The sequence below is a fragment of the Pseudochryseolinea flava genome, from assembly GCF_003286915.1.
Lineage (GTDB): Bacteria > Bacteroidota > Bacteroidia > Cytophagales > Cyclobacteriaceae > Ohtaekwangia > Ohtaekwangia flava.
Window position 1 is genome coordinate 664,494 of sequence record NZ_QMFY01000001.1, and the last position, 26,744, is coordinate 691,237.

The 26,744-nt window shown below is 43.2% G+C and carries 22 protein-coding genes; 18 read left to right on the plus strand and 4 right to left on the minus strand.

Annotated elements, in window-relative coordinates; genetic code table 11:
* The first annotated feature begins 24 nt into the window (after positions 1 to 24).
* The 6 genes from DQQ10_RS03040 (at position 25) to DQQ10_RS03065 (ending at position 6,383) form a co-directional block, all read left to right on the plus strand.
* On the plus strand, positions 25 to 1,086 hold the full coding sequence (locus tag DQQ10_RS03040; RefSeq protein WP_112745303.1) for a DUF6089 family protein: 1,062 nt from the start codon (positions 25 to 27) through the stop codon (positions 1,084 to 1,086).
* On the plus strand, positions 1,086 to 1,772 hold the full coding sequence (gene porG, locus DQQ10_RS03045; protein WP_112745304.1) for a type IX secretion system protein PorG: 687 nt from the start codon (positions 1,086 to 1,088) through the stop codon (positions 1,770 to 1,772). Before DQQ10_RS03040 ends, porG begins: the two co-directional genes overlap by 1 nt.
* Positions 1,773 to 1,881: 109 nt before the next feature.
* Positions 1,882 to 2,574, plus strand: a complete 693-nt coding sequence (locus tag DQQ10_RS03050) for an isoprenyl transferase (RefSeq protein ID WP_245970289.1) — start codon at positions 1,882 to 1,884, stop codon at positions 2,572 to 2,574.
* A complete protein-coding gene (locus DQQ10_RS03055; protein ID WP_112745306.1) occupies positions 2,574 to 5,261 on the plus strand; it encodes a BamA/OMP85 family outer membrane protein in 2,688 nt (895 codons plus the stop codon). Before DQQ10_RS03050 ends, DQQ10_RS03055 begins: the two co-directional genes overlap by 1 nt.
* A 2-nt stretch (positions 5,262 to 5,263) precedes the next feature.
* Positions 5,264 to 5,800, plus strand: coding sequence for an OmpH family outer membrane protein (locus DQQ10_RS03060; protein ID WP_112745307.1), 537 nt, complete (start codon positions 5,264 to 5,266; stop codon positions 5,798 to 5,800).
* A gap of 13 nt (positions 5,801 to 5,813) precedes the next feature.
* Positions 5,814 to 6,383 carry an OmpH family outer membrane protein gene (locus tag DQQ10_RS03065; RefSeq protein ID WP_112745751.1) on the plus strand — a complete coding sequence of 190 codons (570 nt, stop codon included), beginning with the start codon at positions 5,814 to 5,816 and terminating at the stop codon, positions 6,381 to 6,383.
* A gap of 72 nt (positions 6,384 to 6,455) precedes the next feature.
* Here the strand turns inward: DQQ10_RS03065 and hpf are convergent, their stop codons facing one another.
* From hpf to DQQ10_RS03085, 4 genes are all read right to left on the minus strand, one after another.
* The gene (hpf, locus tag DQQ10_RS03070; RefSeq protein WP_112745308.1) at positions 6,456 to 6,758 is read right to left on the minus strand and encodes a ribosome hibernation-promoting factor, HPF/YfiA family; all 303 of its coding nucleotides are present in this window, start codon (positions 6,756 to 6,758) and stop codon (positions 6,456 to 6,458) included.
* 115 nt (positions 6,759 to 6,873) lie between these two features.
* A complete protein-coding gene (locus tag DQQ10_RS03075) occupies positions 6,874 to 7,749 on the minus strand; it encodes a tyrosine-type recombinase/integrase (protein WP_112745309.1) in 876 nt (291 codons plus the stop codon).
* Between the two features lie 149 nt (positions 7,750 to 7,898).
* Complete coding sequence (gene rpsU / locus DQQ10_RS03080; RefSeq protein WP_112745310.1) at positions 7,899 to 8,096, minus strand: 30S ribosomal protein S21; 198 nt, start codon at positions 8,094 to 8,096, stop codon at positions 7,899 to 7,901.
* A gap of 50 nt (positions 8,097 to 8,146) precedes the next feature.
* Positions 8,147 to 9,316 carry an acyl-CoA dehydrogenase family protein gene (locus DQQ10_RS03085; protein WP_112745311.1) on the minus strand — a complete coding sequence of 390 codons (1,170 nt, stop codon included), beginning with the start codon at positions 9,314 to 9,316 and terminating at the stop codon, positions 8,147 to 8,149.
* A 161-nt stretch (positions 9,317 to 9,477) separates the two neighbouring features.
* Between DQQ10_RS03085 and DQQ10_RS03090 the strand changes: the two genes are divergently transcribed.
* The 12 genes from DQQ10_RS03090 to gldJ all read left to right on the plus strand — a co-directional run bounded on the left by DQQ10_RS03090 (position 9,478) and on the right by gldJ (position 26,524).
* Positions 9,478 to 10,791: a UDP-glucose dehydrogenase family protein gene (locus DQQ10_RS03090; protein ID WP_112745312.1), complete on the plus strand. Its 1,314-nt coding sequence runs from the start codon at positions 9,478 to 9,480 to the stop codon at positions 10,789 to 10,791.
* Positions 10,784 to 11,773: a UDP-glucuronic acid decarboxylase family protein gene (locus tag DQQ10_RS03095; protein WP_112745313.1), complete on the plus strand. Its 990-nt coding sequence runs from the start codon at positions 10,784 to 10,786 to the stop codon at positions 11,771 to 11,773. Before DQQ10_RS03090 ends, DQQ10_RS03095 begins: the two co-directional genes overlap by 8 nt.
* A 25-nt stretch (positions 11,774 to 11,798) precedes the next feature.
* A complete protein-coding gene (gene rfbB, locus DQQ10_RS03100) occupies positions 11,799 to 12,857 on the plus strand; it encodes a dTDP-glucose 4,6-dehydratase (RefSeq protein WP_112745314.1) in 1,059 nt (352 codons plus the stop codon).
* 25 nt (positions 12,858 to 12,882) lie between these two features.
* Complete coding sequence (rfbA, locus tag DQQ10_RS03105) at positions 12,883 to 13,743, plus strand: glucose-1-phosphate thymidylyltransferase RfbA (protein ID WP_112745315.1); 861 nt, start codon at positions 12,883 to 12,885, stop codon at positions 13,741 to 13,743.
* A gap of 6 nt (positions 13,744 to 13,749) precedes the next feature.
* On the plus strand, positions 13,750 to 14,373 hold the full coding sequence (locus tag DQQ10_RS03110) for an HD domain-containing protein (RefSeq protein WP_112745316.1): 624 nt from the start codon (positions 13,750 to 13,752) through the stop codon (positions 14,371 to 14,373).
* A gap of 129 nt (positions 14,374 to 14,502) precedes the next feature.
* Complete coding sequence (locus DQQ10_RS03115; RefSeq protein WP_112745317.1) at positions 14,503 to 14,970, plus strand: ribosome maturation factor RimP; 468 nt, start codon at positions 14,503 to 14,505, stop codon at positions 14,968 to 14,970.
* A gap of 8 nt (positions 14,971 to 14,978) precedes the next feature.
* Positions 14,979 to 16,247 carry a transcription termination factor NusA gene (nusA, locus tag DQQ10_RS03120; protein ID WP_112745318.1) on the plus strand — a complete coding sequence of 423 codons (1,269 nt, stop codon included), beginning with the start codon at positions 14,979 to 14,981 and terminating at the stop codon, positions 16,245 to 16,247.
* Positions 16,248 to 16,370: 123 nt separating this feature from the next.
* Entirely contained in the window at positions 16,371 to 19,214 is a 2,844-nt protein-coding gene (gene infB / locus DQQ10_RS03125) for a translation initiation factor IF-2 (protein WP_112745319.1), read from the plus strand.
* 87 nt (positions 19,215 to 19,301) lie between these two features.
* Entirely contained in the window at positions 19,302 to 19,955 is a 654-nt protein-coding gene (locus tag DQQ10_RS03130) for a lipid-A-disaccharide synthase N-terminal domain-containing protein (RefSeq protein WP_112745320.1), read from the plus strand.
* Positions 19,956 to 19,979: 24 nt separating this feature from the next.
* On the plus strand, positions 19,980 to 21,155 hold the full coding sequence (locus tag DQQ10_RS03135) for a class I SAM-dependent methyltransferase (RefSeq protein ID WP_112745321.1): 1,176 nt from the start codon (positions 19,980 to 19,982) through the stop codon (positions 21,153 to 21,155).
* A 282-nt stretch (positions 21,156 to 21,437) separates the two neighbouring features.
* Positions 21,438 to 24,812, plus strand: a complete 3,375-nt coding sequence (gene mfd, locus DQQ10_RS03145) for a transcription-repair coupling factor (RefSeq protein WP_112745323.1) — start codon at positions 21,438 to 21,440, stop codon at positions 24,810 to 24,812.
* Between the two features lie 491 nt (positions 24,813 to 25,303).
* Positions 25,304 to 26,524, plus strand: coding sequence for a gliding motility lipoprotein GldJ (gldJ, locus tag DQQ10_RS03155; RefSeq protein WP_112745325.1), 1,221 nt, complete (start codon positions 25,304 to 25,306; stop codon positions 26,522 to 26,524).
* Positions 26,525 to 26,744 lie beyond the last annotated feature (220 nt).

Here is a 26,744-nt window from a genome sequence, read left to right on the forward strand (position 1 = left end):
TGTAATCACTTAAATTCTAAATCGATGAAGGTTCGCTACGTATTGCTCGTACTCGCCATGATCTTTCTAGCTGAAGAAGCAATTGCTCAGATGAATCGAAGAGCAATCAAGAGAAACAACAAACGCATTTCGAGTTATAGAGGAAGAAAATCAACCTTCAGTAAGGATAAGGTTTATTCGATGGTAGGTCTTTCTCTTAATGCCTTGAATTACTATGGCGATCTGGCACCAAAGCCTAGTCGCTTCAGTACCGATATCTCTTTTACAAAGCCAGCAGTTGGGTTGTCATTTGGACATCGCTTCGGTCCACGCTATACGCTTACAGCTTCATTCATGTACGGTGCTTTGAAAGGGTCTGACGCATCATCAGCGGATAGAGGTGATGAGGACAACGGTATTCACCGGTCCAACAGAAACGTTTCATTTAGAAATAGAATCAAGGAGCTTTCAGTCATAGCGAGCATCGACTTGTTCGAAAATCAGGCTACGTACATCAGTCGTGTTTCATGGACGCCATATGCATTCGCAGGTCTTTCCGTTTTTCATCATAACCCGCAGGCACAAGTTCCTGTTGCAGACATCTTCGGTGTTCCATTTGATAACGCAGGTGAGTGGGTGGATCTCCAGCCATTAGGAACCGAGGGGCAAAATGCAGACCTCGTAGACGGCGATGTGAACAAGGGTATTAGTCCATACAAAAGAATTCAGTTTGGTATACCATTTGGTATCGGAGCACGTTTTAGACTCAATCACGTGATCGATGTATCCGGAGAAATTGGTTTTAGATATACATTCACAGACTATCTTGATGATGTGAGTGGAAACTATGTTGACCTTGGTGTTTTCGGCGACGACCGACTGGCGCAGGCGATGTCGTATAGAGGATATGAAATCGCTGATGCATCTGTACTCACTGACAGTTATGTCGGAAGGGATGGTAAAACCTATACCGTCATTATGGGCCACGGACGTGAAAGCAAGCATAACATGAGAGGGAGCAAAAGTGATAAAGATATTTTCATGGTTACGACCATTCGCGTAACCTATATTTTAGGCAAAACTTTCCATCGCGCTAAATTTAGATAATGCGGATTATCCAACTTTCGACCTTCCTTACGTTTTCGGCGCTCTTCGTATTTGTGACGGCAAATGCCCAACGCTCAGAAGTTGGATTTGGGCTGGGTACGTTCAATTACACTGGAGATCTCGTACGCAATTACAATTTTAAATATTCAAAGCCAGCGGCGACTGTTTTCTATCGCAATAACATCAGCACCGTTGTCAGCTTCCGAGCAGCGGTAACAGCCGGACAGATCGGAGCTTCCGAAAAACCGATTGACGCATTCGCCGCGGTGAGAGATGCCTCGTTCGACATGTTCTTATTCGAAGCGAGCACAATTATGGAATATCATTTTCTAAACTGGCGCGACACGAAACGGTTTGTTCGGTTTACACCTTACTTTTTTGCTGGATTCGGCCTTTTTGCAATGTCTGGAAACAACAATAAGACATCTGAGTATAGCAATATTCAACCTTCTATTCCTTTCGGAGGGGGTGTCAAATACGTTTACAATCCAAAGTGGTATCTCTCGCTAGAATTCGGTGTGAGGAAAACGTTCTTCGACTATCTTGACAATATTTCTGATGACGATCCCAGAAGAAAGTTGTATCAAAATGGAAATCCAAACGACAATGACCAATACTTCTTCTTAGGTCTCACGTTAACGCGCACCTTCTACGACATTCCTTGCCCTAAAAATCCTTACAAATAGGGATCGCCCCGCCTCGCCAACCAAGCCTTTTTACTACTTTTGCACCCTTGTGGCTTCCTTTAAAGAACATATAGATTATAATAATCTACCTCAGCATATTGCGGTGATTATGGACGGCAATGGCCGTTGGGCCAAAAAGAAGGGCGCGATGCGCATCTTCGGCCATAAAAATGCGATACAGGCTGTTCGCGACGTCACCGAAGGCGCCGGAGAACTCGGGATCAAATTTGTGACCCTGTACGCATTTTCAACCGAAAATTGGGGAAGACCCAAAGCCGAAGTCGAAGGATTAATGGAATTGCTCGTCAATACCCTTAAGCAAGAGATCGGCACCTTAATGGACAATCAAGTCAAGCTCTTGACGATTGGAAATACCGCTCACCTGCCCAAAGAATGCCAAGAAAATCTTCAATGGGCAATGGATAAGACCAAGCATCATACCAAGCTCACCCTCATTCTCGCGTTGAGTTATAGTGGTCGCTGGGAGATCCTTAACGCTACAAAAGCAATCGCCGAAGACGTTAAAAACGGCAAACTGTCGAGTGACGACATAAACGAGAAGACTTTTGAAAACTATTTGACCACTTCTAACATCCCAGATCCTGAGTTGTTAATCCGCACGAGCGGTGAGTTGAGGATCAGTAACTTTTTACTGTGGCAAATAGCGTATACTGAATTATACATCACGCCTACGCTCTGGCCGGATTTCCGAAGAGAGCATCTGTACGAGGCAATCTGGTCCTATCAGCAACGAGAACGTCGATTTGGAAAGACCAGTGAACAAATGAACCCTGTAAGTTGATGAAGAAGTTTTTTTTTCTCCTCATTCTCCTAGTAATTACCGCTGACACGTGGGCGCAGTTTAGAAAAAGCCGCGGAAATGACCGCGCCGCTTCCGAAAACGGACTTAACTATGCCAGTCCAGCAGAATATACAATTGCTGCCATTGAAGTCACAGGACTGAACGTTCTCGACAAGAACGCGATGATCTCACTCACCGGTCTCAAGGTTGGTGACAAAATAAAAATACCCGGAGACGCTATCACGCAAGCCATCCGCAATCTTTGGAAACACGGATTGGTGGGCGATGTAACGATCCAAGTAGATAAAGTGGAAGGCAGTGACGTGTACCTCAACATCGTGTTAGCTGAACGCCCTCGTCTCACCGATTTTTTCTTCACCGGCATTAACAAATCACAAGAAAGCGGCCTCAAAGAAGATTTGACATTGATTCGTGGCAAAATTGTTAATGATGCCATGATCAGAAACACGGAACTCGCTGTGAAAAAATACTTCGTAAAAAAAGGCTTCTTGAATGCGGAAGTTAAAGTGCATCAACAAAAAGACACACTGAACAAAGATGGCATCAGACTAAAAATTGCAGTGAATCCTAAATCGAAAGTGAAGATCAACGCAATTTCGTTTACCGGTAACGATCATATCGACGACGCCAAGCTTAAGAAGAAAATGAAAGGGACACACGAACGCCCTAAGTTCTCGCTTCACCGTACGCTCATCACTGAATTGTTTACGATGAATCATAAGGAGTTTGCAACTTCGTCGAAACCCGTAACATGGAAGGAAACCAAAGAATTTATCAACGATAATATTAAACTCAATCTTTTTGTCACCTCTAAGTTTGTACAAACCGACTACGAAGACGACAAAAACAAAGTCATTGAGTATTACAATTCGAAGGGATACCGCGATGCTGAGATTATCAGCGACACCATTTACGCGCATGACAACAGAACCATCAACATCGATTTCAAAATCCATGAAGGCCCCAAATATTATTTCAGAAATATCATTTGGACTGGCAACTATATATACACCGACAAACAACTTAACGCGGTGCTGGCGATCAATAAAGGCGACGTGTACAACAATGAGTTGATCCAGCGTAAAATTACATTCAATCCGAAAGGGCTCGATATAACAGGCCTTTACATGGACGATGGATATTTGTTCTTCCGAATCGTCCCTGTTGAAGTTGCTGTAGCCGGCGATTCCATCGATGTCGAGATGAGAATTTCAGAAGGAGAACAGGCTACGATCAATGAAGTGTCGATCACTGGAAATGATCGCACCAGCGACCACGTAATTCGCCGCGAACTAAGTACTGTTCCTGGGCAGAAATTTAGACGATCTGATATTATTCGAACGCAGCAGAAACTTGGCCAGCTCGGATACTTTGCGCCCGATAAAATTGGCCAAAATATGGTTCCTAATCCTGCCAACGGAACAGTAGATATCGAATGGCAAGTGGAGGAACAATCCAATGACCAGGTAGAATTATCTGGGGGCTGGGGAGGATATTACGGATTTGTAGGAACGTTAGGACTTACGTTCAATAACTTTTCACTTCGAAACATTCCGCATTTTGAGAATTGGAAACCGCTTCCTGTTGGTGACGGTCAGAGGCTTTCTCTCCGCGCGCAAGCCAACGGTAGATCTTTCCAGAGCTATTCTTTCTCTTTCACGGAACCATGGCTTGGTGGCAGAAAACCACACTCACTTACAGTTAGCTTGAACAGTTCCTTCCAGAGAAGTTTGTATACCACGCGCTCCAACCAGCGTTTACAAGTGCATAGCGTAACGGTTGGTCTTGGACGTCTTCTTGAGTGGCCAGACAATTACTTCACGTTGACGAATTCTGTTTCATACGTGCGGTACATTCTTGACAATTGGTACTCCGGATTAGGTTATAACACGGGTGCATCAAATAGCGTTACGTTCAACACAACACTTGCCCGTAATAGTATCGACAATCCAATGTATCCTTCGTCGGGATCGACTCTTTCATTAAGCTTAACGCTTACACCTCCACACTCACTCTGGAGAGACGTTGATTACAATACAACGTCCGATGACCCCAATGCTAAAGCGGAAATCTATAAGTGGATTGAATATCATAAATGGATGTTCGATGCGAAATATTACCTTCCACTTGATAACAAGAAGAAACTTGTTCTCGAAGCAAAAGCACACTTCGGCTTTATCGGACAGTTCACAGGTAAAGCTGGTATTGGACCATTTGAAAGATTCTACCTCGGTGGCGATGGTCTGGCCGGAGGATTTAATTCATTCTTGCTAGGACAAGAAGTAATTGGTCTCCGCGGCTACGAAAACAATGTATTGACGCCACCTTACTTCGATGCTAGCCGAAACAGCGATGGTTCGGTTGTGGCCGGTGGTATTGTGTATGACAAATTAGGTCTCGAACTTAGATATCCAGTTACGACCGGAAATGCGGCAACGATTTATGGATTTGGATTTGTAGAAGCTGGTAATAACTGGAACAATTATGAGGACTTCAATCCGTTCAAGATGTACAAATCAGCTGGTTTAGGTGCCAGAATCTTTATGCCTGCGTTTGGTCTTATCGGCTTGAACTGGGCTTACGGATTTGATCCTGTACCGCTGAATTCAAACAGAGATGCTAGTGGCTCTCAGTTTCACTTTACTATCGGTCAGCAAATCAGATAATTATGCGGATCACGCTTATTACAATTTTTTTTCTCATTTTCGGCTCGACTTTTGTCAAAGCTCAGAGGTTCGGATACATCGATACCGACTTCATCTTGAACAAGATGCCTGAATACAAAAAGGCACAGGATGAGATCGGACAACTCTCTGCCGCATGGGAGAAAGAAATTCAGGAAATGTCGAAGAAGATTGAAGCGATGTATAGCACACTTCAGGCGGAACAGGTGCTTCTAACAGACGAAATGCGAAAGGAAAGAACTGCGCAAATCCAAAAGAAGGAAGCTGAACTGAAAGAGTATCAAAAGAAAGTTTTCGGATTTGGTGGATTGTTCTTTTTAAAAAAGCAGGAATTGATCAAACCAATCCAGGATAAAGTTTGGGATGCCGTGGATAAAGCAGCCAAGCAAAACAATCTCGCGATCGTATTCGACAAAGCTGGCGAGCTTGTAATGATTTACACAGACCCGCGCTACGACTACACAGATTTTGTGTTGGATGAGCTCGGTCTCGGAGATCCAAATGATAAGATTAAGAACTAAATTGAATATTGAAATGAAAAAGTTAGTACTCGTGATGGTGTTCGCATGCAGCGCCATACTCTCCCAGGCACAGACAGCCCCTACGAAAATAGGTTATGCTGACATCGACTACATTATGGGCGCGATGCCTGAGACAAAGCAGATTGAATCTGAATTGAATTCAACACAAACACAATTAAAAAATCAAATCGACGCAAAGTATGCTGAGTTCCAAAAGAAATATCAGGATTACAATGCAAACATCAATACGATGCTCGAAGCTGTGCGTGTGAACACCGAACGCGAACTTCAACAGTTACAACAAAACTTAGAAAAGCTTCAGCAAGATGCGCAAGCAAGCATCCAAAAAAAGCAGCTTGATCTCACGAAACCTCTCTACGAAAAAATTGGAAAGGCGATTGAAGCTGTTGCTAAAGAGAATGGATATGCAATGGTGTTAACAGCGCAAGTGGGTGGCCTTGATGTGGTACTTTACGCTGACGACAGTACAATTGTATCAGATCTCGTACTGAAGAAGTTAGGTGTAACACCTAAGCCAGCTGCAGCAGCCACGCCAGCAACAACTCCTGCCAAACCGAAATAGTTATTTCGAACGATAATATAAAAGGCTCCGATAACGGAGCCTTTTTCATTTTAAATTATCTCATCTCGATCATTAAGACCTTCCATTTCTTATTTTCGTTTTAAATTTTCGCAGCTGCATTTGTAATGCAGTTGCAGCGAGCCCAGTCGCTTCTTCAAACGAGCGCGCTTTTTCAGTGGCGAAGAGTAAACTTCCCGGCACACGCAGTTTAATTTCCACTGTTTTGTTTTCGATTCCCTCGTTGTTCAGCCTGAGAAAAACCTCACCGTCCACCACGCGGTCGTAAAAAGTATGGAGCTTATCCAGTTTCCTTTGAATAAAATCAATCAACTTCCTGTCCGCATCAAAATGGATGGATTGCACTTGTAACTTCATAGTCTTTAAATTTTAAGTTAAACATAAACAGTCTGGTAATTCATGACCTACCAGTAGTCGACGTTAGTAATGTTACTTCATTGGCGTTTGTTTGTTACTTTGTTTAACGTAGGCACTATGCCTTCGGATGAGCTTGATCGAAGGCTTTTTTTAATTTTTCGATTGAATTATGTGTATAGACTTGAGTCGCCGATAGACTACTATGGCCTAGCAAATCTTTTACTGCATTTATCTCCGCACCTTTATCAAGCAAGTGTGTTGCGTAGGTGTGCCGTAATACATGCGGGCTCTTTCTTGAGGCACTGGTCGATTGCAAATTTTCTTTCACAATCCGATAAATCATCATCGGATAACACGGGTCACCTTTTTCGGTGACCAATAGGCATCCATGGTCACCAACCTGTACATCTCGATTACGAATTTCTAAATATGATTCAATTTGTTTTCTCAGTGAGATGGTAAATGGAATAACACGCTCCTTATTACGTTTCCCTAAAACACGTATTGTCCGATTGTCCAAATCAACATTCTGTTCGCGCAGATTGATCAATTCTGATAAGCGGATACCGGTGCCATAAAAAAGCTCGAGTACCAGCTTTTCAGTTGCTCCAGTAAAGTCGAAAACGTGAGGGCTGTCCAACACCTTTTGCATTTCGGACTCCATGGCAAATGATGGGAGTCGTCTCGGCACTTTAAGAACCCTCACCTTCAGCATTGGATCCTTAGAAATATGTCCCTGGCGCATAAGGAATTTGTAGTAAGCACGGAGACAAGCAATTTTGCGGTTAACCGAAGCGGCGTCGAGTTTGGCTTCAACGAGCGAAACGATCCAAGCGCGAATTATTCCAAAGTCAGCTTGGTCTATTGTGTAGTCGGGAAATGTTTGGATTATAAATCTTTCAAATTGGCGGAGATCGGTGGCATACGCCACAACCGTGTTAGCGCTGAGACGCTTTTCAGATTGAAGGTATTTCAGAAAGAAATCAATCATGCTACAACTCACATCCGGTTCGATAGCACAATGTAAAAATAAAATCCCCTAACGGGAAACCGCAAGGGGATATGTGGATAAAATGACGAAATATTGTGGACAACCCCGTGGTTATCCACAATACGTATAGCTTATTTCAGTACTGAAAATTAACCGTTGTTGTGAAGAAGCTGCTGTTGTTCACGGTAAGCAGCACGGATAATCTGGTTTCTGCGTCTTACTGATGGCTTCTCAAATGCCGTACGTGAGCGCAATTCCTTCAAAATACCAGTTTTTTCGAACTTCTTCTTAAAACGCTTAAGCGCCTTATCAATTGATTCGTTCTCTTTTACGTTAACGATGATCATAATTTTTCTTTAGGGCTGCAAATATAGGACGAAGGTTGTGATAATCCAAACTACTTTAATAAGCTTCTGGAAATTACCAGCTTCTGGATTTCAGAGGTGCCTTCTCCAATGGTGCAAAGTTTTGCATCGCGGTAGTATTTTTCTGCAGGGAAATCCTTGATATAACCATACCCGCCAAACACTTGAACAGCGTCGTTTGCAACCTCGACCGCTATTTCGGAAGCGTATAATTTTGCCATCGCAGATTCTTTTGTAACGCTTTTACCACGGTTCTTCAGGTCGCCAGCGCGTAGCGTCAACAGTTTAGCGGCTTCTACTTTCGTGGCCATCTCAGCCAACTTAAAGCTGATACCCTGAAACTTAGAAATAGCCTGGTTAAACTGCTCACGTTGCTGCGAGTAAGCCAGGGCTGCTTCATAAGCACCTTGCGCAATGCCTACGCTCAAAGCAGCGATTGAAATACGTCCGCCGTCAAGCACTTTCAACGCTTGGACAAATCCATCGCCCAGCGAACCTATCATCTGTGATTTGTGAACACGGCAGTCTGTGAAAATCAATTCCGCTGTTTCTGACGCACGCATGCCGAGTTTGTTTTCCTTCTTCCCAGATGTAAAACCAGGTGTGCCTTTTTCAATGATGAATGCCGTCATCCCATGTGAATCTCCCCGCTCTCCAGTACGCACGATCACAACAGCAACATTGCCCGACTTGCCATGCGTGATGAAATTCTTTGCTCCATTGATTACATAATAGTCTCCATCTTGCACGGCTACCGTACGCATATTTCCAGCATCGGAACCCGTATTGGGTTCTGTTAATCCCCACGCTCCGATCCACTCACCTGTTGCAAGTTTGGGAAGGTAATGTTGCTTTTGTTCCTCACTTGCAAACTGTAAAATGTGGTTTGTACAAAGGGAATTATGTGCGGCGAGTGATAGGCCAATAGAGCCATCAATTTTCGAGATGCCAATAATTGCAGTGATATACTCTAAGTATCCAAAACCTGATCCACCGTAAGCTTCAGGAACAAGTACACCCATCAATCCAAGCTCCCCCATTTTCTTAAATACCTCCACTGGAAATTCCTGTGTTTCATCCCATTCCATCATCTTGGGTCGGATTTCTTTTTCACCAAAATCTTTTACCATTTGAGCGATCATTTTTTGGTTCTCGGTTTCATCGAAACCTATGTTGAGCGAGTCTTCGGCTACCAGTTGCATACACTTTTGTTTTTTTGGAAGTCGACAAAATTAACGAGTTAAATCGAAATAGCAAACGAGTGTTAGTTTGTAGATAATAATATTGATGTCAGCCTGGCGTAAGAAATTACTGCAGTGTTAACAAAAATTATAATTTCGCAAGTTCTAAAACCCATCAATTCATGAAAATAGCTGTAGTTGGCACTGGTTACGTTGGTCTCGTAACCGGAACTTGTTTTGCAGAAACCGGAAACACCGTAACCTGCGTAGACATTGATCAGGAGAAAGTAAAAAAACTTCAAAATGGCAAAATCACCATTTACGAACCTGGTCTAGAACAATTATTCGAACGTAACCTAAAACAGGGAAGACTAGCGTTCACAACCAATCTTAAAGAAGGTATTGAAGGTGCACAAATCATTTTCCTTGCACTTCCTACGCCTCCCGGTGAAGACGGCTCTGCCGATTTAAAGTACATCCTCAAAGTGGCCGATGATCTCGGACCATTGCTTAAAGACTTCACTGTAATTGTCGACAAAAGTACAGTACCCGTCGGAACCGCCGACAAAGTTCGCGAGCGTGTAGCCAAAGGCGCTAAAGTTGAATTTGATGTTGTATCAAATCCTGAATTTTTGCGTGAAGGTGTGGCCGTTGAAGATTTTATGAAGCCAGATCGCGTGGTTATCGGAACAAACTCTGCACGTGGCCGCAAAGTAATGGAGCAGTTATATCAACCATTCGTACGTCAAGGCAACCCGATCATTTTTATGGATGAGCGTTCTGCCGAACTTACGAAATACGCTGCTAATGCTTTCCTTGCAACCAAAATTTCCTTCATGAACGAAATCGCCAACCTTTGTGAATCCGTTGGTGCGGACGTTGACTCTGTTCGTAAAGGTGTTGGTACGGATAGTCGAATCGGAAAACGTTTCTTGTTCCCGGGTATCGGATACGGTGGAAGCTGCTTCCCGAAAGATGTGCAAGCACTTGCGAAATCAAGTAGCGACGTTCAATATGATTTCAAAATCTTGAAAGCCGTGATGGACGTAAACGCAGATCAAAAAACAAGATTGATCCCGCGCGTGAAAGAATACTTCAACAACAATTTGAAGGGCAAAACTATCGCTGTTTGGGGACTTTCTTTCAAGCCACATACCGATGATATTCGCGAAGCTCCGGCACTATACAATATAGATTTGCTTTTAGAAGCTGGCGCGACCGTGAAAGTGCACGATCCAGAAGGAATGGAAAATGTGAAGAAATTAGTGGGGTCGAAAATTCAATACTGCGAAACTCCTTATGAGGCAGCAGAAGGCGCAGATGCAGTCTTTATTGCTACAGAATGGCCTGAATTTAGAACACCAGACTTTGAAAAACTTTCTTCTTTGCTGAAAGCAAAAGTGATCTTCGATGGCAGAAATCTCTATGACCTGTCGGTAATGAAAGAGCTTGGTTACGCTTATTATAGCATCGGAAGGGAGGTAGTCCATGGCTAAGCAACGCATTCTGATCACAGGAGGAGCCGGCTTTCTCGGATCACATCTTTGCGACCGCTTTATCAAAGAGGGATTTCATGTTATCGCGATGGATAACCTGATTACAGGCGATCTTCGAAATATTGAACATCTTTTTAAACACCCTGATTTTGAATTCTATCACCATGACGTGTCGTCGTTTGTACACGTGCCTGGAGAGCTTCATTATATCCTGCACTTCGCCTCACCCGCAAGTCCGATCGACTACTTGAAGATCCCTATTCAGACGCTGAAAGTGGGTTCGCTGGGAACACATAACCTATTAGGCCTCGCGCGCGCTAAGAAGGCGAGAATCCTGGTTGCTTCCACTTCCGAAGTGTACGGCGACCCTTTGGTTCATCCACAGGTAGAAGAATATTATGGTAATGTAAACCCAATCGGTCCTCGCGGTGTCTATGATGAAGCAAAGCGCTTTCAAGAGGCGATCACAATGGCTTATCATACTTACCACAATGTCGATACACGGATCGTAAGAATTTTCAATACTTACGGACCACGTATGCGCCTCAACGATGGTAGAGTATTGCCTGCATTTATCGGGCAAGCACTCCGTGGTGAAGACTTAACCGTATTCGGTGATGGATCTCAAACGCGCTCGTTTTGCTATGTCGACGACGAAGTGGACGGAATCTACAGACTCCTGATGTCCGACTATCACCTGCCAATGAACATTGGTAATCCTGGTGAGATCACCATCAAGGAGTTCGCGGAAGAAATTGTTAAGCTCACGGGTACTAAACAAAAGATTGTTTACAAACCGCTGCCACAAGACGACCCGAAACAGCGTCAACCAAACATTACGAAAGCAAAAGAAATTCTAGGTTGGGAGCCAAAAGTGTCCCGGTCAGAAGGTTTGAAAATTACTTACGAGTATTTTAAATCTTTGCCGCAGGAAGTACTTTATCAGCGTGATCATAAGAATTTCGATAAATATATCCGTTAGAAATTTTTAACTCTACGTCAGGTAAATGTCAATTCGAAAAGTATTAATTACAGGTGGTGCAGGTTTTATCGGTTCACACGTCATCAGGTTGTTTGTCAACAAGTATGCGTCATATAAGGTTGTTAACCTCGATAAGCTTACTTATGCTGGCAATCTCGAAAATCTGAAAGATGTAGAGCAAAAACCGAACTATCATTTCGAGCGCGGAGACATTCTTGACGTAGAGTTCTTATTTGATTTATTCAAACGCCACGACATCGACGGCGTTATTCACTTGGCTGCGGAATCACACGTGGATCGTTCCTTACACAATCCCACAGAGTTCGCAACAACAAATATCATCGGAACATTAAACCTTCTTTGTGCGGCGCAAGCTGCTTGGAAAGGGAAAGAAGAAGGGAAATTGTTCTACCACATCTCCACCGATGAAGTGTATGGCTCAGCCGAGCATGGTGGTTTCTTCACCGAAACAACGCCACTTGATCCACGATCACCATATTCTGCTTCGAAGGCCGGCAGCGATCATTTTGTTAGCGCCTACCATAACAGTTTTCATTTTCCTTCTGTAATCAGCCGCTGCTCTAATAATTACGGACCTTATCATTTCCCCGAGAAATTAATACCGTTGATGATTAATAATATCATTAACAACAAGCCACTTCCCGTTTATGGCAAAGGTGAGAATATCCGCGACTGGTTATATGTCGAAGATCATGCACGTGCCATCGATTCAATTTTCCACCATGGCAAACCTGGTGAGGTTTATAACATCGGCGGAAACAACGAATGGAAAAATATCGACCTCGTTCAATTGCTTTGCCATATTATGGACAAAAAGTTAGGTCGCGACGAAGGCACGTCGGCTAAATTAATCACGTATGTGACAGATCGTCCTGGTCACGACCTCCGTTATGCGATTGACGCCTCGAAGCTTATTAGCGAAACTGGATGGCGCCCAGAGGTAACATTTGAAGTGGGTCTGGAAAAAACCGTAGATTGGTACCTTTCAAATCAAGAATGGTTGAAGCACGTCACTTCAGGTGCGTATCTGCAATACTACGCGAACATGTACCAAGGACGTTAGTTGGAGCATTCCTAAATTTTTCGTCATGAAAGGCATCATATTGGCCGGGGGATCCGGAACAAGATTACATCCGCTTACCATCGCTGTGAGTAAACAACTCATGCCGGTGTATGATAAGCCTATGATCTATTACCCGCTTTCAATTTTGATGATGGCCGGTATTCAAGACATTCTCATCATCACTACGCCTCACGATCAAGATACGTTCAAGAAATTGCTCGGAGACGGTAAACAGCTCAATTGCAATTTTCAGTACGCTGCACAACCGAAGCCAGAAGGTCTTGCCCAGGCATTTATTATTGGAGAAAAATTCATTGGCAACGACAAGGTTGCCTTGATCTTAGGCGACAATATCTTTTATGGCGCCGGAATCCAATCGCTGTTAAAGAATAATGCAGATCCCGATGGCGGTGTAGTTTTTGCCTACCACGTTCAAGATCCAGAACGCTACGGGGTAGTGGAATTCGATGCTAACAAGAAGGCTATCTCAATAGAAGAAAAACCTTCCAACCCGAAATCTAATTATGCGGTTCCGGGACTTTATTTCTACGATAATGAAGTTGTTTCAATCGCTAAGGCGTTGAAGCCGAGCCCCCGTGGTGAGCTGGAGATCACGGATGTGAACAATGCATACCTTAAAGCTGGGAAACTAAAAGTCGCACCATTAAGTCGAGGTACCGCTTGGCTCGACACAGGAACGTTCGACTCTTTAATGCAAGCTTCAAACTTCGTACAGACCATCGAGCAACGGCAGGGACTTAAAATTGGCTGTATCGAAGAAGTAGCATTTCGCATGGGATTTATCAACCGTGCCCAACTTGATGTACTCGCAAAGCCACTGGAGAAAAGTGGTTATGGCACCTATCTCAAAAATCTCCAACTGTAATTATTCATGGATAACCTGGAAACGACATTTAAGACCGTCGCCAGGACATTTACGAGTGATGGTGCGTTGATCGATCGTGTTTGGTACACGATCACAAGCGCACATGGCGAACGGACTCGTCACTATCATAATCTATCCCACCTTGAGCATTTGTTGAATGAACTGGCTGGTGTTCGTCAACATATTTCTGATTGGCCGAGCATCGTATTTGCCATTGTTTTCCACGACGTCGTATATAATAGCACGAGTAAAAGCAATGAAGAGAACAGTGCGCTTATGGCTGGCAAGCTCCTTACAGAAATGCACGTTCCGCTTCAAACCATTGGCCAGTGTAAAGACATCATTCAGGCTACCAAAAGTCATTTCATTAGCCCCAATACGGATATCAACTACTTCACCGACGCCGATTTGTCGATACTGGGCGCAGACTGGGACCAATATGAGGCATACACGAAAGCCATCCGAAAGGAGTATAAATTTTACCCGGCGGTACTTTACAATCCTGGACGAAAAAAAGTATTGACACATTTTTTATCGATGTCACAGATTTACAAGACCACATATTTTTTTGATCGATACGAAAAATCGGCGCGGCAGAATCTTGCGCGAGAGCTCGAAAAATTGAGCTGAAACGCTGTATTCCGAATATTTCAATAAACTTTTGTGGGAATGTCAAAAAACTTATAATTTTGCGCCGATTGTAAATCATTCTTTTAGGGGGGACGAACAAGTCCCCTCTTTGTTTTTAAAGTTTTTTGGATGGACTTGCTCGATCAAATAAAAAGTATTGCAGCGTCAAAATTGACAGACCCAAGTCATTTTTTGGTCGATGTAATCCTGTCGGCACGAAAAGGTCCAAAGAAGCTATTAATTGTAATTGATGGCGACCAAGGCGTAACGATCGATGACTGCGGAAATATCAGTAGAGATATCGCCAAGGTTTTAGATGAGTCGGATTTAATGGCTGATGAGAATTATTTGCTCGAGGTTTCAACACCCGGCGTTGATCATCCCTTAAAATTTCCACGTCAGTACAAAAAACATATTGGGAGAAGATTGAAAGTAAAACTTACCGACAAGACGATCGAGGGTAAGTTGATTGATGTAAAAGACAATTCCATTACCATTGGCCAAGAGGTAGGCGCGGGTAAGAAGATTGAAGTCACAAATTTGGACTTAACATTTTCGGAAATAGAAAAAGCTTTTGTGTTAGTTAGTTTTAAATAAGACGAACCATGGATGCACATGAATTAATTCAGTCGTTTGCTGAATTTGCAAAACAAAAAAATATCGATCGTCCAACGATGATCCGTATTCTGGAAGACGTTTTCCGGAATATGATTCGAAAAAAGTACGGTGAGGATGAAAATGGAAATCCTATACCGACGGATAATTTCGATATCATCGTTAACGCCGAAAAAGGCGATTTGGAGATCTATCGAATTCGTGAAATTGTCGACGACGACTCAGAGGATATTTGGGAGCATAACAAGATTAGTCTTTCCGAAGCACAAAGAATCGAGCCAGATTTTGAAATCGGCGAAGAAGTTTCTGAGCAAATTTTCATCGAAGATTTCGGCCGTCGTGCTGTTACAACAGCCAGACAAACGCTTATTCAAAAAGTAAAAGACCTTGAGAAGGACATCCTTTTCCAGAAATACAAAGACCTCGTTGGTGAAATCATTGCCGGTGAAGTTTACCAGGTGCTTAACAAGGAAGTTCTTTTGACCGATGGCGAAGGAAATGAAATCGCTGTTCCGCGTGGAGAGCAAATTCAAAAAGATCGTTATCGCAAAGGCGAAAATGTGAGAGCCATTGTTCACAAAGTGGAAATGGTGAATGGCAATCCGAAAATCATTTTGTCGCGTACTTCTCCGGTGTTCTTAGAAAGATTATTTGAACAAGAGGTGCCAGAAGTTTACGATGGCCTGATCACGATTAAGAAAGTTGTTCGTGAGCCAGGTGAACGTGCTAAAGTAGCCGTAGAATCTTACGATGATCGTATTGATCCAGTAGGGGCTTGCGTGGGTATGAAAGGATCGCGCATTCACGCTATCGTTCGTGAATTGCAAAATGAAAATATCGACGTCATCAACTATACAGAAAATCTCGAGCTCTACATTCAACGTGCCTTGAGTCCTGCGAAAATAACGTCGATCAAAATCGACAAGGACAATGGCAGAGTGTCTGTGTACTTGAAACCAGATCAGGTTTCCCTGGCCATAGGTAAGGGTGGTTTAAACATCAAGCTTGCCAGTCGATTGGTAGGTTATGAAATTGATGTATTCCGTGAGTTGGCGGAAGGTCAAGTTGAAGAGGATGTCGATTTGAGCGAATTCTCTGATGAGATCGAAAGCTGGGTTATCGATGAACTCAACCGTATCGGTCTCGACACAGCGAAGAGTGTTTTGGCATTATCGAAGGATGAACTTGTTAGACGCACAGACCTTGAAGAAGAGACTGTCGATAACATTTTGAATATTTTGAAGAAAGAGTTTGAATAAACGGGTTTTGCAATCGGTAAAGTCGCCAACAGCATTGGTAGACACGCCGTGAACTATCCGTTAATTTTTAGTGCTTTCATCATTTAGGTTTTAAAAGTCTTTAAAAAACAGGCATATTTGAATATGGCAGAAGAAAAATTGATCAGGTTGAGTCAGGCAGCGAGGAAGCTCAATGTGGGTCATAACACCATTTTGGACTTTCTAGCGAAAAAAGGCTTTGAGGTTGAGAACAACCCCAACGCTAAACTCACGCCCGAGCAATTCAATCTTTTGTCAAAAGAATTTGCTTCATCAGCAACCGACAAACTTGAAGCTTCAGGGCTTTCAATCGGCGCAAAACACGTCGATAACGTTGTGCTAGAAAGTCAGAAAGAAGCTGCGAAGAAACGTGTTGATGAAGAAGAAAACATCATGATCAAAAACCTTGGTGCAAGCACGAAAGACGTGAAGCCTAAGGAAGAAGTTAAATCCGAGAAAGTTGAACGCGAAAAGCCGAAGCTGGAAGGAATTAAGGTTCTCGGAAAAATTGATCTCGAAAAGAAACCTGCTAAACCAGAGGTTGAAGAGCCACCCGTGCAAACACCACCGGTTGTAGCAGAAGTTAAAGAAGTAAAAGAGGTTAAAGAAACCAAACCAGAAGTAGTAGAACCTCCAAAGGTTGTTGAACCTCCGGTAGTCGTTTCTGAGAAAAAGCCTGAAAAGAAAGAAGAACCTCCAGTAGTGGTAGCAAAACCCGTTGTTGAAAAACAACCCGAGCCTGAAGTTCAAGAAAACGAACTCATTAAGGCGAAAGCCGACCGTTTGAAAGGATTGAAGGTTGTTGACAAGATTGAACTTCCTGTTGATAAGAAAAAGGACAATCCGGTTGCGTCGTCAGACACATCGAAAGACGCGAAAGGAAAACGTCCTCGGAAACGGATTGCCAATTTTGACAATAATCAACAGCAACAAGGACAGGGCCAAGGTCAGCAACATGGCAACCAACAAAAAGGTCCACGTCCACAGCACCAACATCCGCAACGCGGCAAAGGACCACACGCGCCTCGCGTTCAGAAAGAAGAACCTTCAGAAAAGGAAATTCAAGACCAAATTCGCGCAACACTTGCCAAGTTAAGTGGCAATCAGAAGAAAGTGTCTTCTGCAAAATATCGTAGAGAAAAACGTCAGGCGATTTCCGACGCGCAAGAGCAACAAATGTTGCAAGAGCAGGAATCATCAAAAACATTAAAGGTTACTGAATTCATTTCGGCAAACGACTTGGCTTCATTGATGAACGTGTCTGTGAACGAAGTTATCTCAGCTTGCTTGAGTCTCGGAATGTTCGTTTCCATTAACCAACGTCTCGACGCTGAAGCAATCACGGTGATCACCGATGAATTTGGATACGATGTTCAGTTCACTTCTTCGGAAGAAGAAAATGCTGTACAGGAATCAAAAGACAGTGAACAAGATTTACTTCCAAGGGCTCCAATCGTTACGATCATGGGTCACGTCGATCACGGAAAGACGTCGTTGCTCGATTATATCCGTAACACAAAAGTTACAGCATCAGAGGCCGGTGGTATCACTCAGCACGTTGGTGCTTACGATGTAACAACCAAGAGCGGCAACAAAATTGCATTTCTTGATACACCAGGTCACGAAGCGTTTACCGCGATGCGTGCCCGTGGTGCGAAACTTACTGACATTGCCATTATCGTAGTCGCGGCCGATGACGACGTAATGCCACAAACCAAAGAAGCGATTAATCACGCTCAGGTTGCTGGTGTTCCGATCATTATTGCGATCAATAAAATCGATAAGCCAACGGCGAATGCTGATAAGATTCGTGAATCACTTTCAAAGATTAACATCCTCGTTGAAGAATGGGGTGGAAAGTATCAAAGCCAAGAGATTTCTGCTAAGTCTGGAAAAGGTATCGATGACCTTCTTGAGAAAGTTTTACTTGAAGCAGAGTTACTAAACCTGAAAGCAAATCCAAACCGGAATGCGACGGGTTCTATTATCGAAGCATCCCTCGACAAAGGACGTGGTTACGTTGCAACGTTGATGGTGCAAAATGGTAAGCTCAAAATTGGCGACATCCTTCTTGCCGGTGCTCACTATGGTCGCGTGAAAGCGATGTTTGATGATACCGGAAAGCGCATTCAAGAAGCCGGACCATCGACCCCTGTGGTTGTGTTGGGCTTGGATGGTGCGCCTCAAGCAGGTGAAAAGATCGCTGTAATGGATACTGATCGTGAAGCAAGAGAACTTGCTGGTAAACGTAGTCAGCTACTCCGCGAGCAAAGCATCCGTACGAAGAAACATATCACACTTGACGAGATTGGTAGACGTCTCGCGATTGGAAGCTTCAAGCAATTGAATGTGATCGTAAAAGGCGACGTGGACGGTTCAGTAGAGGCCCTCTCCGATTCATTGCTAAAACTTTCAACGGAAGAAGTACAAGTTGCTATTATTCATAAAGGTGTTGGCCAGATCTCTGAATCTGATGTATTGCTTGCATCGGCATCCGACGCAGTAATCGTAGGTTTCCAGGTAAGACCTTCAGGTGCAGCGAAACGACTTGCAGAAAACGAAGAGATCGAGATCCGTCTTTACTCAATCATCTACGACGCGATCAACGAAGTGAAGGCCGCTATGGAAGGTATGTTAGCGCCTGAAACGGAAGAAGTAATTGTTGGTAATGCAGAAATCCGCGAAGTGTTCAAGATCTCTAAGATTGGAACTATTGCAGGATGTATGGTGACTGACGGCTCAATCAAGCGTTCGAACCCGATCCGCTTGATCCGTGATGGTATCGTAATTTACGCAGGAAAACTTGGATCACTGAAACGTCATAAAGACGATGCAAGTGAAGTACGCTCAGGATTCGACTGCGGTATTGGTATCGACGGCTTCAACAATATGGAAGTTGGCGACGTAATTGAAAGCTACGAACAACGCGAAGTTAAACGCACACTTTAATATCGCGCGATAAATTTATGAAGAGGGCCTGGTCTAATTGACCGGGCTTTTCTTTTCATCATGATTTGTGACTACGACATCTAAGCGATGAAGGAAATACATTGGTATTACGCGTTGGGGTATCTTGCGCAGTCGATGTTCGGCGCGAGGCAACTCGTTCAATTGTTTCAATCTGAAAAACAACGAAAAGTAGTTTCACCCACATTATTCTGGCAGTTGAGTCTTGTCGGCTCTCTACTAACACTCATCTACGGAATCCTTTTAAACAGCTTGGTCGTTGTGCTAGGGCAGATATTATCATACTTCATTTACGTCCGCAACCTTCAACTTAAATTATACTGGCAGACACTCCCGCGCCCTGTTAGAGTTTTTCTCCTGCTACTTCCGTTCATGATCGTTGCATGGAGCATTTGGCAAAACAAGGACACGACGCATTCGCTGCTTACAACAACGGACTTCACCGATGCAATTATCCTCATTGGAACCGCGGGGCAACTCATGTTGAATCTCCGATTTATCTATCAGTGGTACTACTCCGAAAAACAAAAAGTATCGACACTTCCCTTGGGCTTTTGGATTATTAGCGCAACGGCGTCATTGCTCAATATTCCCTTTGCACTCTACGTGACCGAAACCAAAGTCGTCGACCTTGTACTGTTAACCTCCTCATCACTGGGTCTGATGGTCTATCTCAGGAATATTTATCTTCATTTTAAATCACGCAGCAATTCAAAATCGTAAGTAAAGGTGGAGTCAATTTTAAACATGAATATCCAAACTTTCATTCGCAGTCATGAAAATGACGATGAGCGCGAGTTGGTTCTAAAACACAAGGAAATTCATGGCGTCCCTACTGCTTTAATTGCTCAACAAATAGCAGGTCGTCGAAAAGCAAAAGATAAAATTCCGTCGTACTACCACAGTGACAACGTTGTTTACCCACCCGTGATAAATCTAGAGCAATGTTCTTCAGAAACAACAGCGATATTCAAAAACCAAATTCTAAAGTCATTAAACATTGCGCATAACAACGCGATAGATTTAACGGGAGGTTTTGGCATCGACAGTTTTTTTTTCAGTAAATATTTTGAGTCTATCATTTATGTTGAATCAAATGCGGAATTGTTCAGCATAGCGCAGCACAATCATCGTTCATTAGGCGCCACCAATATTCGACATGAAAACACAACTGCAGAACAGTTTCTTGAAAATGATTATCGTGTAGACCTCATTTACATCGATCCTTCACGGCGTTCACAGAACAATCAACGCGTTTTTAAACTATCGGATTGTACACCCGATGTGATAAATCTGCGGGAAAAAATACTTCGAACCAGTCCAAATCTTTTGATCAAAGCATCACCGCTACTCGATATTAAGATTGGTCTTCAGGAGCTTGGCATAACAAAACATGTGTATGTTATCTCGGTTGGTAATGAGTGTAAGGAAGTATTATTCTTTTGTAGTCCCAACGCGCCAGCAAAACCTGTGATTACCGCCGTTAATATCACTAAAAAAAATACGGACACGTTCACATTCACGTTCGAGGAGGAACAACAATCGACAACGCTCATCGATGATCCAAAAAGATATCTCTATGAACCGAACGCGTCTATTCTAAAAGCAGGCGCGTTTAAAATTGTTGGGCAAAAATTCGATGTTAAAAAACTTCAAACCAGTACACATCTCTACACCAGTGAAACATTGATAGAAGATTTTCCAGGGCGTATTTTCGAAATCACAGAAATGCTAAAGGCTGATTCAAAAATTCTTCAGTCAAAATTTATTAACCAGCAAGTAAATGTGATTACACGAAATTATCCGTTGTCTCCGGAGCAGATCAAATCGAAATTTAAGCTTCGCGATGGCGGTAATGATTACCTTATCGCCTTCTCGGGAATGCGTGAAAAATTTCTCGCTAAATGTTCCCGCTTAAAATAATCAGCGAACGATGAAAAAATATGTCGTGCAATAGACGATACAGGCAAATAATGCGATTGATCCATACAATTTGATCACCTGCCTCCTGTTTTGAACGTCTTCCCACCACAGCATTATCCACGGTTTATAAAGACCAATCAACATAAATACAAATGCTGTTACGCTAATGACGAGGAGCAAACGGTGAGCAAATTCCATGATTAAAATTAACAAAATAAAAATCAAACTATTTCCGCGTCGCTTCGTGTATGAAGTTATCTTTACAACCTGTTTTTTTAACGCGTGAAGGCGAACGATTTTCTGAAGATATATCAGGCAGATGGTCTAGTGAAGACCGTGGCTGCAGGAATTAAAGCGTCCGGCAACAAGGCTGTACGAATCAAGAATCTCTCTGGCAGTATTGACGCGGTGCTTCTTGCTGCGATTCACAAAATCGACCGTCAGGATGTTGTTGTTGTACTTCAAGACAAAGAAGAGGCAGCATATTTTCAAAATGACCTTCAAAATCTACTCGAAAGGGAAATTCTAATTTTCCCTATGTCTTACAAGCGTCCATACGAATTTGTAGACACCGAGAACGCCAACATTCTCATGCGTGCAGAAGTTTTGAACAAGCTTGCCAATAAAACCGCTGGTGATGTAATCGTGACCTATCCAGAAGCGCTCTGTGAGAAGGTTGTCAATAAACGTTCTCTCGCTTCTAATACGTTCACTGTAAAAGTTGGTGAAAAACTCGACATCAGTTTTCTCGAAGAGTTCTGTCATAACTATGATTTTGAGAAAACCGATTTTGTTTACGAAGCTGGACAATTCTCCGTACGCGGTGGCATCATCGATGTTTTCTCATTTGCCAACGAACTCCCCTACCGCATTGAACTCTTTGGCGATGAAGTCGACAGCATCAGAACTTTTGAGCCGGGTTCACAGCTTTCGGTAGATGTACTCGATAAGGTAAGTATCATTCCGAACATTCAAACGAAGTTAATCCAGGAGGAACGCCAATCGTTTCTTGATTTCATTTCTCCCGATACGAAATTGTGGTTTAAAGATTTTCAACTTACAGTCGACATCATTCAAAAGAGTTTTGAAAAAGCGGATAGCTCCTTCGAAAAAATTCTCAAGGAAAGTGGCACACAGGTCGTATCGTCACCAGAAAGACTATTCTCTTCAGGTGAGGAGTTTAGTGACCGCGTCTCGTCATTTTCAAAAGTTGAGTTCGGAAGTCGTGCGGTGTTTACTGCCGATAAAACTTTTGAGTGGCCATCATCTGCTCAACCTTCGTTTAACAAAAACTTCGAGCTCTTAACTTCCGATCTTTTTAATCATCAAAATCAGGGCTACAGTAATTTTATTGCAGCCGAAATGCCGAAGCAAAATGAGCGCTTGAAAGGCATTTTTGAAGAGATCAACATCACATTAAAATTTCAGCCGTTAGATTTTGCCTTACGACAAGGATTCATTGATCACAATATTAAGGTGGTTTGCTACACAGATCATCAGATCTTTGAACGTTATCACCGATTCAGAGCAAAGGAAAAATTTTCTAAGTCCAAGGCGCTCACGCTTCGCGAATTAGCAACCTTATCTCCAGGTGACTTTGTTACGCATATCGATTACGGCGTAGCGAAGTTTGCAGGTCTAGAGAAACGCGAAGTTAATGGGCACGATCAAGAAGCCATTCGCCTTGTTTTTCGCGACGATGATTTGCTCTACGTGAGCATTCACGCCCTTCATAAGATAGCAAAGTATTCGGGAAAAGAAGGCACGCCGCCACCGATCAGCAAACTCGGTTCGCAGGAATGGGAAAACAAAAAATCAAAAGTTAAGAAGCGCGTCAAAGACATCGCTAAAGAGCTTATTGATCTCTACGCGAAGAGAAAAACGGCCCCAGGATTTGCGTATTCTCCCGATGGATTTTTACAAGCGGAACTTGAGTCTTCATTCATGTATGAAGATACTCCAGACCAGGCCAAGGCTACCGACGACGTGAAGAAAGATATGCAGCAGGCTCATCCCATGGATCGCTTAGTCTGCGGCGATGTTGGTTTTGGAAAAACAGAAGTCGCGGTGCGCGCAGCATTCAAAGCGGCTAGTGAAGGAAAACAAGTTGCTGTGTTGGTGCCTACTACTATTCTCGCAATGCAACATTACCGCACCTTCAGCGAACGTCTTAAAGATCTTCCCGTAACGATCGATTATGTGTCGCGATTTAAGACCGATAAAGAGATTAAAGGAATTGTTGAGAATGTCAAGCTTGGAAAAGTCGATATTCTCATTGGTACACATCGAATTGTCAGTAAAGATGTAGCGTTTAAAGATCTCGGACTTTTAATTATTGACGAAGAACAAAAATTCGGTGTGAAAGTGAAAGATCGCTTGAAAGAGCTAAAGGTAAACGTCGATGTCCTAACACTCACTGCAACACCAATCCCACGCACACTACATTTCTCACTCATGGGTGCGCGCGACTTAAGTATTATCGCAACACCTCCTCCTAATAGACAACCCGTTACAACAGAACTTCACACGTATGATGAAGTGGTTGTACGAGACGCTGTCAGTCATGAGCTTAGACGGGGTGGACAAGTTTTCTTCGTACACAATCGCGTGAGTGATATTGAATCCGTTGCCAATACGATCTACAAATTGGTACCTGATGCACGCATTGGTATTGGTCATGGTCAGATGGATGGCGATAAGTTAGAGAAAGTAATGATGAGATTCATTGATGGAGAATACGACGTACTCGTATCGACTAACATCATCGAGTCTGGTTTAGATATTCCAAACGCGAATACGATTATCATTAATTCGGCCCACATGTTTGGGTTGTCTGATCTTCATCAAATGCGTGGACGCGTGGGGCGCTCGAACAAGAAAGCATATTGTTATCTTCTTACACCTCCGGCGTCTGTTCTCTCGGCTGATTCAAGAAAACGTCTTTCTGCTTTGGAAGAATTTTCTGAATTAGGTGATGGTTTCAAAGTAGCCATGCGCGACTTAGACATTCGGGGAGCTGGAAATCTATTGGGCGGAGAACAGACAGGTTTTATCAGTGATTTAGGCTTCGATACCTACCACAAAATCCTAGACGATGCCATTCAAGAATTAAAGGAAACAGACTTTAAAGAACTATTCGCATCCGAGCTTTCAGAAAAGGCGAAATTGATTGTGCAGGATTGCGTGATCGAAACCGATCTGGAGATTCTAATTCCTGAAAATTATGTGAGCAGCATCACTGAACGTCTCCAACTTTACTCACGACTCGACAACATCAAAGACGAAAAGGAGCTGCAGAAATTTGCTGAAGAGGTTAAAGATAGATTCGGCCCGATTCCATCGTCGGTTGATGAGCTCATTAACTCAGTACGCTTGCGTTGGTTGGGAGAGCGACTTGGTTTTGAAAAGCTGAGTTTAAAAGGCGAAAAGCTAAGAGCCTACTTTATCAGTACGAAAGACCAATATTTCAGCTCCGATATTTTCGGTCAGATCTTATCGTTCGTGAAAAAGAACTCACGACGATGCAAGATGAAAGACAGCGCAGGCAAGGCATTACTGGTGATTGAAGACATCAAGACGGTAGATGCGGCAATTGACTTATTAGGTCAAATGGTCGGTCAAGACATCAAATCAGGGAGCGAAATTTTATCTAAGTAAGGTGAAAGACCTACCGGTTGATCGAATGCATTTATCATTAAAACCTTTTGATGTTTTGGCGAATAGAACACTTCGATAAAAAAACCTTCAGCATAATAGAGGAAAACCTTACAGTCTGCGAGCGGCCTTTGCATGAGGTAGTTTCCTTGGAACGTAATTACATCACATTTCTTTTCAAAAGGCATTACGCGGAAGTGATCAAGGGTTAACATAAGATTCGGCGATTTCAGGCCGGTATTGACAAATCCGTGCCATCCTTTTAACCTTCAAATTTGTCAACTAAACGAAGGTCAGCCTCTAGAACCTTCCCAATTCTGGATACCATATTCCCGGAACAATAGAACCGGACTGCCATACGTTAAAAGAATCGTGAATTTGGTACAAGAAGTTGCTATTTCTCTTACATCAGCGATTGATCAATAAACTTGCGACTGCTTGGAAAACATGGTATTATCCGTTTAATTAGCATTCTGTTTAAAATTTTTAATGAAATGAAGTATTCTTTCAGGGTCATTTTGTATGTAATCGGCGGTTCAGTTGCCCTGTCTGCCTGTTCACTTTTTGGGGGCAAAGGCGGCAAGCCTACAGCTCAGAACCCAGGGCAAATGAGTACAGCTACTGGCTTAGCTTTCAATGATGAAGATCAAGGCGGCTTCATGGTGAATCCTTACGAAGGACAACCTGATGCACCAAACATGGTTTTCATTGAAGGTGGTCGTGCTGTAATGGGATCTTTCGAAGAGGATGTGATGTCTTATCGCGATAACATCGAAAGAACTGTATCTGTTGCTTCATTCTACATGGACGAAACAGAGATCGCAAACATTCACTGGTTAGAATACCTTCACTATTTGGCAAAAGATTCATCCCAAGAAGCATATCAAGCTGCGTTGCCTGATACAACTGTTTGGGTAGGTAAACTTGCCTTCAACGATCCTTATGTTGATCATTATCTTCGTTACCCTGGCTTCCGCTACTTCCCTGTGGTTGGTATCAGCTGGAATCAGGCTAACAAATACTCAGTTTGGAGAACACGCGCTGTAAACATCAAGCTTGCTGAAAATGCTGGTGAGGAATACGCAGAAAGTGATGGTCGCATTCCACTGGAATCTGGTATCGTAGTACCTGCGTACCGTCTTCCAACAGAAGCTGAGTGGGAGTATGCAGCACAAGCCCTTATCGGAACTCAGTGGCTAGAAGAAATGCAAACACACCAACGCATCTATCCTTGGGATGGTCACGCTGTTCGTAACCCTTATGGAAAGCAAATGGGTTTCATGCTTGCTAACTTCAAGCGTGGACGCGGTGACTATGCAGGTATCGCAGGCCGTCTGAACGACGGTGCTTTGATCACCTCATATATCTATGAGTTCCCTCCTAACGATTACGGTCTTTATAACATGGCCGGCAACGTGAGCGAGTGGGTACAAGACATCTATCGCCCTACTACTTATCAAGACTTCGATGATTTGAACCCGATCCGTCGCGATGGTTTCCTCGATCCATCATCTGGCTATAACAGTGACTTCGAGAAAAATCCCGGATCCTTCACATCACTTGTTACAGACCGTGCTCGCGTATACAAAGGCGGTTCATGGAAAGATGTAGCATACTGGATGTCACCAGGTACACGTCGCTTCCTCGATCAAGATTCTGCAACTGCAACCATTGGTTTCCGTTGCGCGATGATCAGAGCAGGATCGAACTACTAAGCAATTAGAAAATACTTCATACAGAAAGGGAATCGGAAACGGTTCCCTTTTTCTTTTGGGGAATATCGTTAATCGTTAATCGTTAATCGTTAATCGTTAATCGTTAATCGTTAATCGTTAATCGTTAATCGTTAATCGTTAATTGTTAATCGTGAATCGTGAATCGTGAATCGTGAATCGTTAGTTAATCAATAATGGCATTTGCGATGGGCCCTTGAGG